This is a genomic window from Cellulomonas sp. PS-H5, assembly GCF_019265565.1.
Taxonomy (GTDB): Bacteria; Actinomycetota; Actinomycetes; order Actinomycetales; family Cellulomonadaceae; genus Cellulomonas.
Map to the genome: position 1 here is coordinate 14547 of NZ_JAHVCI010000055.1, position 12956 is coordinate 27502.

Sequence of the window (12956 nt, forward strand, 5' to 3'; positions counted from 1 at the left end):
ACGTCCACGACCCGCGCCCGCCGCGACGCCTACGGTCGTCGCATGACACCGCAGCTGGACATGATCGGGCTGGTCGCGACCGACCTGCCGCGCACCCTCGCCTTCTACCGCGCCCTCGGGCTCGACCTGCCGGCGGCGGCCGACGCCGAGCCGCACGTGGAGGTCACGCTGCCCGGCGGCCTGCGGCTGGCCTGGGACACCGTCGACGTGGTCCGGTCGTTCGACCCGGGCTGGGCGCCGCCGTCGGGTGGTCACCGGGCGGCGCTGGCGTTCCGGTGCGCGGACGCCGCCGAGGTGGACGTGACGTACGCGCGCATGGTCCAGGCCGGGTTCACCGGGCACCTCGCGCCCTGGGACGCGATCTGGGGCCAGCGGTACGCGGTGCTGCACGACCCGGACGGCACGGCGGTCGACCTGTTCGCCGACGCGGCCTGACCCGGGCACCCCGGGCCGGCCGGGCGCCTTGACCCGGACGGGTGCCCCGGCCCAGCCCGCGCGCGCGGCCTACGGTCTCCGGCGCGGCCCACGCCGATCGGCGAGGGCGGGGCCGGAGACCGGAGGTCAGGCGGACGCCGCGGCCCCGGCGCGCCCGGCCGCGAGCGCCGCCGGCGACCGGCCCGTCAGCGCGCGCACCTCGCGGGACAGGTGCGGCTGGTCCGCGTAGCCCGCCCGCTGCGCGACGTCCGCGAGCGCGAGTCCCGCGTCGAGCAGCGGCAGCACCCGCTGCAGCCGCAGCACGCGTCCGAGCGTCCGCGGCCCGTAGCCGAACGCCGCGAGCGAGCGGCGGTGCAGGGTGCGCGGGGTGACGCCGAGCCGGTCGGCGATGTCGGCGGCAGGCGTGGCGCGGGCGGCCAGCCCGGCGACCACCGTGGTCTCCCTCGGCCGGCCACCCCGCTCCGCCAGCAGCGCCGCCACCCGGTGCTCGAGGGCCGCCGACCCGCCCTCCGCCACCGCGTCCGCCCAGGGTCGTGCCGCCCGGGTGCCCCACACGTCCGCGAGCTCCGGGCGCGCGTCGCGCAGGGCGTCCGCCGGGACCCCGAGCAGGACGGGTGCCGCGCCGGGCGGCAGCCGGATCCCGAGCGCCGCCGCGCCCGCGGGCAGCGGGTCGGACGCGTGCGCGCGGGTGTCCGGACCGGCGACCAGCAGCCGCCCGCCGGACCAGACGAGGTCCATGCAGCCGTCGGGGAGCACGTCCTGGCCCGCCTCCGCGGCGGGGTCCCCGGTCCCGGACCGCGCGGCGGGCCGCGCCGACGCCGCCACGGGTGCGCCACGGCCGGGCTCGCGCGCGGTCACCGACCACAGCACGGCACCCGGGACGCGGGTCGACGGTCGCTCGGTGTACACGTCCGGCAGCATCCCACCGGACGACGACACGGAGGCGACGCGGGGACGACGACGGGCCCCCGCCCACCGGATCGCTCCGGCGGGCGGGGGCCCGTCCTCGTGCGGGGCTCAGGTCACTTCTTGACGGTGACCTTCACCGGCGCGCTGGTGCTGCCGGCGACCACGTCGGGCCGCGAGGGCACGAACACCGCGGTGTACTCGTGGGCGCCCACCGAGGCGGTGCGCGGCACGGAGCCGAGCGCCAGGCCGAGCACCACCGGCGAGCGGCCGATCACGCGGTCGCCCTCCCGGAACTCGACCGTCCCGGACGGGAACCAGGTGCCCTCCACCCGGACCTGCGAGATCAGCAGCGTCGGCAGCCAGGTCCCGTAGGACTGGCTGCTGCGGCTCGCCGACAGGGTGACCGAGGACTCCTTGAGCTGCGGCTCCGGCTCCTGCGCGGCGGCCACCGTGATCGGCAGCGTCACGACGGTGCCGCTGGGGGCGGCGACCAGGGTGAGCACGTGCTCGCCGGCGGTCGTCCCCGCGGGGACCGTCACCGCGACCTGCGCCGCGCCGTCGGTCACCGTGGCCGAGCCGATCGACGCGCCGTCGAGCTGCACGTCGAGCGCCGTGTTGAGCGGCGAGCCCAGGCTGGTCAGGTTCAGCCCGGTGACCGGGAAGGCCAGCGCGGTGCCCGCGGTGACCTCGTCGGGCAGGGCCGGCACGCCGACCGCCCGCTCGTCGAACTCGGGCGACAGGCCCGGGTGCGCCTCGAGGTAGGCGATCCACGCGTCCCGGTCGATCAGGCCCGAGTCGGTGGTGCCGGAGCCCTCGGCGAACACCCGGAAGTTGTCGCCGCCCTGCGCCAGGAAGGAGAACGTCCCGATGCGGTACTCCGCCGCCGGGTCGATCGCCTCCCCGTCGACCGTCACCGAGGTGATCCGGCTCCCCAGGGGCTGCGACTCGTCGTAGGTGTACGTGACGTTGTCCGACAGCCCGAGCTGCAGGTACGGGCGGCTCGGGATCGTGCCGTCCGCGTTGGTCTGCCACTGCTGCTCGAGCATCGTGACGACCTGCTCGCCCGTCAGCGTCGTGGTCCAGAGGTTGTTCACGAACGGCAGGACCGCGTTGGCCTCGGCGTAGGTGATGGTCCCGTCGGGCGCGTAGAGCAGCTCCGCCCGCAGGCCGCCGGGGTTCACGACGCCGATCTGCGCGCCGCCGCGGTCCGCCGAGGACAGCGTCTCGAGCAGCGAGTCGGCGACGAGGTTGCCCAGCGTCGACTCCTTGGACCGGTCGTCGCGGGTGCCCCCGGTGTAGACCCCGTTCGCGTACGAGCCGCCCGCGTACGCGGTCGTGATGTCCGCGGTCACCGAGCCCTTGGGCTGGTTGCCGACCACGGCCGCCTCGGCGAGTGCGGCGTCGACGATCGTCTTGACCTCGGCGACGCGCGGGTACTGCGCCACCAGGGCCGCGTCGAGCTGGGCCTGGGTCTGGCCCGCCGCCGGGGCGACGCGCTTGACGTTCTCGCCGGTGAGCGCGGAGACCGCGTCGGAGGCCGGGTCGTACGTCAGCGTGACCTTGCCGATGTTCTCGCCGTACGAGCCGGTCTGGACGATCGGGCGGGTCCACTCGCCGGACGCCTCGGGCTCAGCAGGCCCGTACCAGGCGTACTGCTTGTGGGTGTGGCCGGTGAAGATCACGTCCACGTCTCCGGAGGTCAGCGTGGCGATGTCGGAGAAGGCGCCGCCCGCGGCGATCTCCTCCTCCAGCGTCGCGCCGTCCGGCGTCCCCGCGCCGGCGCCCTCGTGGTACTCCGCCACGATGACGTCGGCCTCGCCGTTGGTGTCGTCGCCGTCGGACAGCTGCGCAGCGACGCGGTTGACCGCCTCGACCGGGTCGCCGAAGTCCAGCGACTCGATCCCGCCGGGGCTGACCAGCGTCGGGGTCTCCTGGGTGACGACGCCGATGACGCCGACCCGCACGCCGTCCACGTCGATGACCGTGTACTCGTCGAGCGCCGGGTTCTCGGTGCCCTTGTCGTACACGTTCGCGCCGAGGTACGGCCACGCGGCGTTGGAGCCGTCGGCGATCACGCGGTCCACCAGGTCGGCGTAGCCGCGGTCGAACTCGTGGTTGCCGACCGCCGAGGCGGCCAGGTCGAGCGCGTTGAGCACGTCGATCGTCGGCTGGTCCTCGGCCACCGCGGAGGCGAACAGGGACGCGCCGATGTTGTCGCCGGCGGACAGGAAGACCGCGGCGCCGCCGTCGGCCTCGGCCGCCGCGCGCTGCTGCTCGACGGTCCCGGCGAAGGCGACGGTGTTGGCGTCGATCCGGCCGTGGAAGTCGTTGATGTTGAGCAGCGTGAGGTCGACGGGACCGTCGGGGGTGGTGCCGGTGTCACCGGCGGTCAGGCCGACCAGCACCGGGTCGTGGTCCGAGGACCGGTACGCGTCGGGCGCGTAGAACAGGCTGCCGTGCGCGTTGTAGCGGCTGTACTCCAGCGCCACCGACTCGCCCGCGTTGATGTTCCAGATGTCGGCGCCGGTCGCCCGGCCCAGGGCCGCGTCGTTCAGCAGGACGTGGTCCAGCGAACCCGAGAGCCCCTGGTACGAGTAGGAGTACTCCCCCGCGTCGAGCGCCGTCGTCGCGTCGGTGTAGCCCGCGGCGTACAGCACCTGCAGCGGGTCCTCCTGGGTGTAGGAGTTGAAGTCGCCGAGCAGCGCGACCGCCTCGGCGTCGCCCTGCACCGTCGGCACCCAGTCGCGCAGCGCCTCGGCCTGGCGGACCCGGGACTCGTTGGACGCGCCCTGGCCGTCGCCGGTGTCGGCGTCGCCCGGCCACGGGCCGGCGGAGCCCTTCGACTTGAGGTGGTTCACGACCACGAACAGCTGCTCACCACCGCCGGTCGGCACGAACGCCTGGCCGATCGGCTCGCGCGCGTTGCCGAACGCCTGGTCGTCGCCGGACTGCGTGCCGAGCGCGCGGGCGTCGCCGACGGTCTCGACCGCGGCCGGCCGGTAGATCAGCGCGTTGGTGATCGAGTCCTGCCCGGACGCGTCCGGCAGCTCCTTCGAGGACGGGACGAACGCCCAGGTGCCCTCGCCGGCCGCCGCGTTGAGCGCGGCGGTGAGCGTCGACAGCGCCTCGTCCGCCACGCCGTCGACGGCCGCGGAGTTCTCGATCTCCATGAGGCCGACGACGTCCGCGTCGAGCGCGTTGATCGCCGCGACGATCTTGTCCTGCTGGCGCTGCAGGTCGGCCGGGTTCCACGCCCCGCGCTGCGCGCAGCCCTCGCGGACGGTCACCGGGGTGCCCGCGCGGTCGGTGTAGGGCAAGCAGGACGCGGTGTCCGCGCCGAGGGTGGTGAAGTAGTTGAGCACGTTGAACGACGCGACGGTCACGTCTGCCTCGCCGACGCCCTCGGGCGCCGCGGTGCGGTCGTTCTCGAACGTGGCCGGGTAGCCGCCCGGGTTCGCCGCGTCGAGCGGCAGCGTCGGGCTGAGCTTCCACGCGCTGTTCCGGTAGTCGACGACCACCGGGTCGGTGAACGTGGCCGCCGCGCCGACGCGCACCGGGTTCTCCAGCGACACGTACGGCGGGGTCAGGCCGGTGTTCGCGGCCGACAGGAAGTTGGTGCTGGCACCGTCGTCGAGCACGACCGCGCGGGCGGCGTTGTCCGCGACGACCGCGTCGTACTCCGGGGTGCCCGGGCGGGCGACCTCGGTCGGCTGGATCAGCGGCGTCGTCCCCGATGCCAGGCCGACCTCGCCGTACTGGTTGGTCGAGTAGGTGTTGGTCACCGTCAGGTCGCCCGACGGCAGGTAGAGCATCGACTCGAGCGTCTCGCGGGCGGCGTCGTCGGCCGGCCAGGCGGCCGTCACCGGCTCGACCGGGGCCGGCGCGTCGCCGAGCCGGACCAGGCCGGCGGCGCTGCCGACCGTAATCTCCGTCAGGCCCTGGTACTCCGACACGGCGCCGGTGACCTGGACGTGGTCGCCGATCGCGACCGAGCCCGCCGTGGCGCCCGAGAACACGAAGACGGCGTCCGAGGCGGTGCGGGCCGAGACGTCGGTGTCCCCGCCCGTGCCCGGCGTCTGGATGACGTAGCCGCGGTAGCCGCCGGTCGCGTAGACCGCGGTCACGACCCCGGACGTCGTGACCGTCTGGCCCGCGAGCGGCGACGTGTCGCCCGGGCCCTGGACCTCCGCGATGGTGTGGGTGTCCTCCGCCGCAGCCGCAGGGACCGCGGTCAGGGGTACCCCGACCATCGCCCCCACGGCGGCGAGGCTCGCCGCCCACCTGGTGCGTGTGCGTACAGCGCTCACCTGATCTTCTCCGATCCCCCGGGGCGCTTCTGGCGCCCTCGTCAGCAGGCCGCATCACAGTCGTCACACAGCCGTCTGACAACGTATGGGCGGTATGTCCGGATACACAAGCACGAGCGGGGGACACGAAGGTTGCGATCGGGTGAACGCCCGATCACCGGGGCTGCTCCCGACGGGGCGCGCGCGGCGAGGTCGTCGGTTCCGTCCAGCGGCGGGGGTGCGCAACCGACGACCTCGGGCGCAACCGACGACCTCGTGCTGCTGCGGGCGGGGCCCGGGACGGCGACGGCCCCGCGCCACGCCCCACGAGGGGGCGCGGCACGGGGCCGTCGGCGGTGCGGGCTACGCGCGGAGGGTGGCGCCGAAGCGGCGCTCGGCCTCCGCGACGACCGCTGCGCGCACGGCCGCGGTCTCGTCCGCCGTGAGCGTGCGGTCGGCGGCGCGCAGGCGCAGCGCGAACGCCAGCGACCGCTGACCCTCGCCCACCTGCTCGCCGGTGTACACGTCGAACAGCCGCGCGCTCTCCAGCACGTCGCCCGCCGCGCTCGCCGCGGCGCCGGTGCGGACCGCGTCCAGCACGTCGGCCACCGGCACGTCGGCCGGGACGACGAGCGCGACGTCCTCCTTCGCGACCGGGAACGTCGACACCTCGGTGGCGACGACCTCCTCGCGCGGGGCGGCGGCCAGCAGCACGTCCAGGTCGACCTCGAACGCGCTGGCCCGCGCCGGCAGCCCGAGGGCGGCGACGACGTTCGGGTGCAGCTCACCGGCCCAGCCGACGAGGGCGCCGTCCGACGTGGCGAACCGCGCGCAGCGCCCCGGGTGCCACGGCGCCCGCTCGGCGTCGGCCACGACCGCGAGCTCGACGCCCAGGGTCTCGGCGAGCAGCCGCACGGCGTCGATCGCGTCGGTGTGGTCGGCGGGGCGACCGGCGCCCCACCAGCCCGCGGGCTGCCGCAGGCCGGTCAGCACGCCGGCGACGTGCCGCGGCTGGGCCGGCACCGCGGCCCGCACGGCGTCGAGGACGTCGTCCGACGGCCGCTGCGCGACCGGCGGCACCGGGGCCGACGCCGCGCCCGGGCGGGGCAGCGTGACCGCGCCGACCTCGTACACCGCGAGGTCGGTCGTGCCGCGCGCCACGTTCCGCCGTGCGGTGTCGAGCAGCGTCACGAGCAGCGACGCGCGCATCGACGGCCGCTCCTCCGACAGCGGGTTCGCGAGGCGGACCATCGTCCGCCGCTCGTCGTCGGCGGGCAGCGCGAGCGCGTCGAGCTGCGCCTCCCCGACGAACGGGTACGACAGCGTCTCGACCCAGCCCGCGTCCGCCAGCGCCTGCGCCACCCGGCGACGGCGCCGCTGCGCGACGGTCAGGCCGAGGCCCACCGGGGAGCGCGGGACGACCGACGGGATCGCGTCGTAGCCGTGCAGGCGCGCGACCTCCTCGACCAGGTCGACGGGCTCGGTGAGGTCCGGACGCCACGTCGGCACGGTCACGGAGACCACCGCGTCGGCACCGGCCCCGACGACCTCGCCGACGGTGCAGCCGATCTCGCGCAGGTACCGCGAGACGGCGGCGACGTCGAGGTCCAGGCCGATGAGCCGCGCCGGCAGGTCGACGCGCAGGCTCAGCACCGGCGGCGGGGTCGTGAGGTCGACGTCGGTCAGCACCGGGTCGGCCGTGCCGCCGCCGTGCTCGACCAGCAGCTCGACCACGCGGGCCGCGGCCACGCGGGGCAGCTGCGGGTCGACGCCGCGCTCGAACCGCTTGCTCGCCTCGCTCGGCAGCTTGTGCCGCCGGGCGGTGCGGGCGATCGACACCGGGTCGAAGTGCGCGGCCTCGATCAGCAGGTCCGTGGTCGACTCGGAGACCTCGGTCGCCGCGCCGCCCATCACCCCGGCGAGGCCGAGCACGCGCCCGGCGTCGGGGCCGTCGGTGATGAGCAGGTCCTCCGGGTCGAGGGCGCGGTCCACGCCGTCGAGTGTCGTGAGCCGCTCCCCCGCCCGCGCGCGCCGGACGACGACCGGGCCGTCGAGCGTCGCCAGGTCGTAGGCGTGCAGCGGCTGGCCGAGGTCGAGCATCACGTAGTTCGTGACGTCGACCGCGAGCGAGATCGGCCGCATGCCGGCCTGCGTCAGGCGCTGCTGCATCCAGGTCGGCGACGGCTTGCTCGCCGCGACGCCCCGGACGACGCGCGCGACGAACCGGTCCGCGCCGGCGACGCCGTGGACCGGCGCCTCGTCGCGGAGCTCGACGCCGAAGCCGCCCGTGGTCGCCAGACCCTCGTCCGCACCGGCACGCGGCAGGCCGCGGTCGGTGAACGCCGCGCCGGTCGAGTGCGCGTACTCCCGCGCGACGCCCCGCATCGCGAAGCAGTAGCCGCGGTCCGGCGTCACGTTGATCTCCAGGACCTCCTCGCCGAGCCCCAGCAGGGCGCGCGCGTCGGTCCCGGGGGCGGCGTCGATGCCCATCTCGGCCAGCACGATGATGCCGTCGTGGTCGTCGCCGAGGCCCAGCTCCCGGGACGAGCAGATCATGCCGTCCGACACGTGGCCGTAGGTCTTGCGGCTGGCGATCGCGAACGGGCCGGGCAGCACGGTGCCGGGCAGCGCGACGACGACGTGGTCGCCCACGTCGAAGTTGTGCGCGCCGCACACGATGCCGCGCGGGGTGCGCGTGCCGTCCTCGGCCGTGCCGTTGTGGTCGCCCACGTCGACCTGGCACCAGTTGATGGTCTTGCCGTTCTTCTGCGGCTCGGGCACCCGCTCGACGACGCGACCGACCACGAGCGGGCCGGACACGGCGGCCGGGTGCACGGCCTCCTCCTCGAGCCCGACGCGGACCAGGTCCGCCGCCAGCTGCTCGGCGGACAGGCCCTCGGGGAGCTCGACGTGCTCGGCGAGCCACGTCAGGGGGATGCGAGGCATCAGATCACCGCCCGGAACTGGGTGGAGAAGCGCACGTCGCCCTCCACCATGTCGTGCATGTCCGCGATCTCGTGACGCAGCATGAGCGTGCGCTCGATGCCCATCCCGAACGCGAAGCCGGAGTACACCTCGGGGTCGACGCCCGCCGCGCGCAGCACGTTGGGGTTGACCATCCCGCACCCGCCCCACTCGATCCAGCCGGGCCCGCCCTTCTTCTGCGGGAACCACAGGTCCATCTCGGCGGAGGGCTCGGTGAAGGGGAAGAACGACGGCCGCAGGCGCGTGCGGGCGTCGGGGCCGAACATCGCCTTCGCGAAGTGGTCCAGCGTGCCCTTGAGGTGCGCCATCGTCAGGCCCTTGTCGACCGCGATGCCCTCGACCTGGTGGAACACCGGCGTGTGGGTCGCGTCGAGCTCGTCGGTGCGGAACACCCGGCCCGGGCACGCGACGTACAGCGGCACGCCCCGCTCCAGCAGGCTGCGGGCCTGCACCGGCGAGGTGTGCGTGCGCAGCACCAGGTGCGGGTCCGGCTCGCCCTCGGGCGCCGCGACGTAGAACGTGTCCTGCATCTGGCGCGCCGGGTGGTCCGGGCCGAAGTTCAGGGCGTCGAAGTTGAACCACTCGGCCTCGACCTCGGGGCCCTCCGCGATCTCCCAGCCCATCGCGACGAAGACGTCGGCGATGCGCTCCTGGAGCAGCTCGAGGGGGTGCCGGGCGCCACGGGGCTCGCGGTCGGACGGCAGCGTGACGTCGACGGCCTCCTCGACGAGGACGCGCGCGTCGCGCTCGGCGGCGAGCACCTCCTCGCGGGCCGCGATCGCGGCGTTCAGCCGGCCGCGGGCCTGGCCGAGCGCCTTGCCGGCGACGGCCTTGTCCGCCGGGGCCAGGCTGCCGATCGCGCGGTTGGCGAGCGCCAGCGGGCTGCGCTCGCCGGTGTGCGCGAGCCGCGCGGACTTGAGGGCGTCGAGGTCGCCGGCCGCCGCGACCGCCGCGAGGGCGTCGTCCAGGGCGCGGCCGACGGCGTCGGCGTCCAGGGGGTTCAGGGGTGTGTCGGGCGTGGTCATCCGAGCCTTCTCTGCGGGTGGAGCGGCGGGCCGGGCCGGGTCAGGCGCGCGGGGCGCGCGCGACGGGCCGACCGACGGGCGAGTCTAGTGGCGCCCGCTCCGGGGCCTCGGGACCGTCCGCGCCGTGGCGCCGGACGGGACCTGGTGCCGCGCCTCTCAGCGCCGCGGCCCGGGAACGGGCCCGGGAAATCGGCGGCCGAGGGGGCGGGCGGAGGTCATGGTCGCCATCGTGCCACAGCGGTCGCGGCGCTGCGGGGCGGTTTCTGCGGCCCTGGGGACGCCGGGCGGGGCGGGACGAGGTCGGGCGCCGAGGGCTGCGGTCGCGGTTCAGGGCGCCTGGCGCGCGGTCCCGCCGAGCGGCCACGCGCCGAGCGGCCGGTACAGCGGCCCCCCGGCGCGGCCCTCCCCGGGGAGCGACTCCGCCAGGACCAGCTCGGTCACCGGCCACCGCGGCCCCCGGTACACGGCGAGGGCGTGCACCAGCAGGTCGCCCGGGTCCGGTGCTCGCGACGCGCGGTCCCGGCGCCGGTTCCCGCCGCGCGGCGGGGACACGCGCCCGAGCGTGACGTGCGGCCGGGACCGGACGCGGTCGTCCTGGCGCGCACCGACCGCGTCCCCGGCGTCCCGGCACCCGGCGACCAGGTCCTGCACCGCCGCGACGTCCCCGCCCACGCCGGCCCAGAGGGTGCGGTGCGCGAACACGCCGGCGCCGGCGAGCTCCAGGTCGAACGGCCGCCCGTCCGCCGCGACCCCGGCGAGGTGCTCCGCGAGCAGCTCCGCGCGCCCCTCGCCGACCTCGCCGTAGAACGCCAGCGTCACGTGCCAGTTCTCCGCGGGGGTCCAGCGCACGCCGTCGGGTGAGCGGCCGGGGGCGTGCTCGGCGTCGACGCCGACGGCGGTGCGGAGCGCGGACGCCAGGTGCCGGCGGGCCTGGTCGGTGGGCCAGAGGGCGGCGAAGACGCGCATCGGTCCAGCATGCCGTGCCGCCGCCGGGTGGGTGGTCGTGGGGGCCGGGGCGCGGCGACCGGGACGTGAGTGGACGATCGTGACGGACACGCCGTCGGCGTGTCCGTCACCGCGCTCCACTAAGCGGTGCGCGCGCCACGGACGCGCGCGTCGAGCGGCAGGTGTCAGCGGTGGGCGCGGGAGGACGCGTAGAGGCAGACCGCCGCGGCGGTGCCGAGGTTGAGGGACTCCGCGCGGCCGCGCAGCGGCACCCGCACGACGGCGTCGGCGCGGTCGCGGTCCTCCGGGGGCAGCCCCCAGGCCTCGTTGCCGAACAGCCAGGCGGTCGCGGCGCGCAGGTCGGCGGTCGCGGCGGCGTCGGTCTCCGCGGCCGTGCCGGTGCCGGCCCCCGCCACCGCCGCGGCGTCCTGCAGGTCGTCCAGGTCGAGGTCGCCGGTGCCGTCGGCCGCCAGCACGGCGAGGCCCGCCGCCCGCAGCGCGTCGACCGCGTCCGCGACCGACACCCCGGACACGACCGGCAGGTGGAACAGCGACCCGGCGGTCGACCGCACGACCTTGGGGTTCGTCGTCTCGACGCTGTCCCCCGCCACCACGACCGCGTCCGCTCCGGCCGCGTCCGCGACCCGGATGACCGTCCCGGCGTTCCCGGGGTCGCGCACCTGCGCGAGCACCGCGACGAGACGCGGGCGGGCGGCGAGCACGGCGTCGAGCGCCTCGGCGCCGGACGGCCCGACGGGCACCTCGTCGACGGTGGCCGTGCGGGCTGCGTCGGGCAGGTCGGCGACGGCGAGCACGCCCTGCGCGTCCGGCGACATCGCGTCGAGCACGGCCTCGTCCCCGAGGTGCACGTGCAGGCGGGCCGCCTCCGCGTCGGCGACGATCTCGGCGTACCGGTCGGCGGCCTCCGCCGTGAGGTACACGTCCCGGACGGTGCCCGGCGCCCAGCGCACCACCTCGCGCACGGCCTGGGGCCCCTCGACGACGTACCGCCCGGCGCGGCGACGCCCCGACCGGGTGGCGAGCGCCCGCACGGCCTTGACGCGGTCGGCGTGCGGGTTGGTCATCGGGGGGCGTGCGGCGGCGGGGCCGTCGGGTGCGGTGCGGGACACGGTCCCATCCTCCCGCACGCGGCGGCGTGGCCGCGGCGCCGTGGCCGCGGCGCACGGCCGCACCGGCGGCGGCGCACCGGTGGCGGCAGCGCCGGCTGCCGGCCCCGCGCCGCGACCTCCCACGCACCGAGCGAGCAGTCGACACGTCGAGCGAGTAGTCGCCGACTGCTCGCTCGACGTGTCGGCTGCCCGCTCGACGCAGGACGGGCCGGGCCGGCCGCCCGCGGACGCGCAGGACCCCCGGGAGCCGTGGGCTCCCGGGGGTCCTGGAGGGTGCGTGCGCGCGGTCAGACCACGCGCGTCGCGGTGACGCCGAGCGTCAGGCGGCGGCCTTCGGCGCGTTCACGTCGGCCGGCAGCGCGTCCTTGGCGACCTGCACCAGGGCGTTGAACGCCGCGACGTCGGTGACGGCCAGGTCGGCCAGCACGCGACGGTCGACCTCGACCCCAGCGGCCTTGAGGCCCTGGATGAGGCGGTTGTAGGTCAGGCCCTGCTCGCGCGCCGCCGCGTTGATCCGCTGGATCCACAGCTTGCGGAAGTCGCCCTTGCGCGCCTTGCGGTCGCGGTAGGCGTAGACCAGGGAGTGGGTGACCTGCTCCTTGGCCTTGCGGTACAGGCGCGACCGCTGGCCGCGGTAGCCGGAGGCCCGCTCGAGGGTCGCCCGGCGCTTCTTCTGGGCGTTGACCGCCCGCTTCACGCGTGCCACGTGATGCTCCTTGCTTCGTTATCGGGTCGGCTGCGGACCGCGGCGCTCGCGCGCCGACGGGTCACTTGCCGAGCAGCTTCTTGATCTTGGGGGCGTCGGCCGCGGAGACGACCTGGTCCGAGGCGAGGCGACGCGTGCGACGGCTCGACTTGTGCTCGAACAGGTGACGCGCGTTGGCCTGCTCGCGCATGACCTTGCCGCTCCCGGTGATCCGGAAGCGCTTCTTCGCACCGGAGTGCGTCTTGTTCTTCGGCATGGCTGCCGTCTCTCCTTGTCGTCGCATCGCGCCGGGGCGCGACTCGTCCGTCCGGTCCCGGTGGGGTCCGAGCGTGTCGGTGCAGGTCAGGCGTTCCCGGTGCCGCCGGACGACTGGCCGCGGGGGGCCGGTCGCGCCGACGGGCGCGGGGTCGGTGCCGGGCGCGGGGTGGGCCGCGGGGCCGGCGCCGCCGTCGACCCGGCCGAGGAGCCGGGGGTCGGGCGGGGGGTCGAGGTCGGCCGCGAGGCCGGCTTCGGGGCGGTGGCGGGCTTCGGCGCC

10 protein-coding genes are annotated in these 12956 nt (G+C 76.1%); 2 read left to right on the top strand and 8 right to left on the bottom strand.

Annotated features, from left to right (window positions below; translation table 11 throughout):
• The first annotated feature begins 42 nt into the window (after window positions 1-42).
• Window positions 43-435 (top strand): VOC family protein, encoded by a 393-nt coding sequence (locus J5O08_RS17010; protein ID WP_218708071.1) that lies wholly within the window; start codon window positions 43-45, stop codon window positions 433-435.
• 126 nt (window positions 436-561) lie between these two features.
• Here J5O08_RS17010 and J5O08_RS17015 read toward each other — a convergent pair whose 3' ends face one another.
• The 8 genes from J5O08_RS17015 to rpmI form a co-directional block, all read right to left on the bottom strand.
• Window positions 562-1344, bottom strand: coding sequence for a helix-turn-helix transcriptional regulator (locus J5O08_RS17015; protein ID WP_218708072.1), 783 nt, complete (start codon window positions 1342-1344; stop codon window positions 562-564).
• A gap of 113 nt (window positions 1345-1457) precedes the next feature.
• Window positions 1458-5651 (bottom strand): ExeM/NucH family extracellular endonuclease, encoded by a 4194-nt coding sequence (locus J5O08_RS17020; protein WP_374225988.1) that lies wholly within the window; start codon window positions 5649-5651, stop codon window positions 1458-1460.
• Between the two features lie 342 nt (window positions 5652-5993).
• Window positions 5994-8576 (bottom strand): phenylalanine--tRNA ligase subunit beta, encoded by a 2583-nt coding sequence (gene pheT / locus J5O08_RS17025; RefSeq protein WP_218708073.1) that lies wholly within the window; start codon window positions 8574-8576, stop codon window positions 5994-5996.
• Complete coding sequence (pheS, locus tag J5O08_RS17030; protein WP_218708074.1) at window positions 8576-9640, bottom strand: phenylalanine--tRNA ligase subunit alpha; 1065 nt, start codon at window positions 9638-9640, stop codon at window positions 8576-8578. Before pheS ends, pheT begins: the two co-directional genes overlap by 1 nt.
• 327 nt (window positions 9641-9967) lie before the next feature.
• Complete coding sequence (thpR, locus tag J5O08_RS17035) at window positions 9968-10606, bottom strand: RNA 2',3'-cyclic phosphodiesterase (protein WP_218708075.1); 639 nt, start codon at window positions 10604-10606, stop codon at window positions 9968-9970.
• A gap of 164 nt (window positions 10607-10770) precedes the next feature.
• The gene (locus J5O08_RS17040) at window positions 10771-11670 is read right to left on the bottom strand and encodes an RNA methyltransferase (RefSeq protein ID WP_218708081.1); all 900 of its coding nucleotides are present in this window, start codon (window positions 11668-11670) and stop codon (window positions 10771-10773) included.
• A 364-nt stretch (window positions 11671-12034) separates the two neighbouring features.
• Window positions 12035-12421 carry a 50S ribosomal protein L20 gene (gene rplT, locus J5O08_RS17045; protein WP_147793760.1) on the bottom strand — a complete coding sequence of 129 codons (387 nt, stop codon included), beginning with the start codon at window positions 12419-12421 and terminating at the stop codon, window positions 12035-12037.
• A 61-nt stretch (window positions 12422-12482) separates the two neighbouring features.
• Window positions 12483-12677, bottom strand: a complete 195-nt coding sequence (gene rpmI / locus J5O08_RS17050; protein ID WP_147793761.1) for a 50S ribosomal protein L35 — start codon at window positions 12675-12677, stop codon at window positions 12483-12485.
• Window positions 12678-12776: 99 nt separating this feature from the next.
• Here rpmI and J5O08_RS21390 point away from each other — a divergent pair.
• The coding region (locus J5O08_RS21390) for a hypothetical protein (protein ID WP_218708076.1) at window positions 12777-12956 on the top strand (180 nt) is incomplete at its 3' end.

What these genes read in the sequence shown, in the direction of transcription:
- rpmI (WP_147793761.1), bottom strand. Translation starts at nt 12,677, where the DNA reads ATGCCGAAGAACAAGACGCACTCCGGTGCGAAGAAGCGCTTCCGGATC.
- J5O08_RS17010 (WP_218708071.1), top strand. Translation starts at nt 43, where the DNA reads ATGACACCGCAGCTGGACATGATCGGGCTGGTCGCGACCGACCTGCCG.
- pheS (WP_218708074.1), bottom strand. Translation starts at nt 9,640, where the DNA reads ATGACCACGCCCGACACACCCCTGAACCCCCTGGACGCCGACGCCGTC.
- thpR (WP_218708075.1), bottom strand. Translation starts at nt 10,606, where the DNA reads ATGCGCGTCTTCGCCGCCCTCTGGCCCACCGACCAGGCCCGCCGGCAC.
- pheT (WP_218708073.1), bottom strand. Translation starts at nt 8,576, where the DNA reads ATGCCTCGCATCCCCCTGACGTGGCTCGCCGAGCACGTCGAGCTCCCC.
- J5O08_RS17040 (WP_218708081.1), bottom strand. Translation starts at nt 11,670, where the DNA reads ATGACCAACCCGCACGCCGACCGCGTCAAGGCCGTGCGGGCGCTCGCC.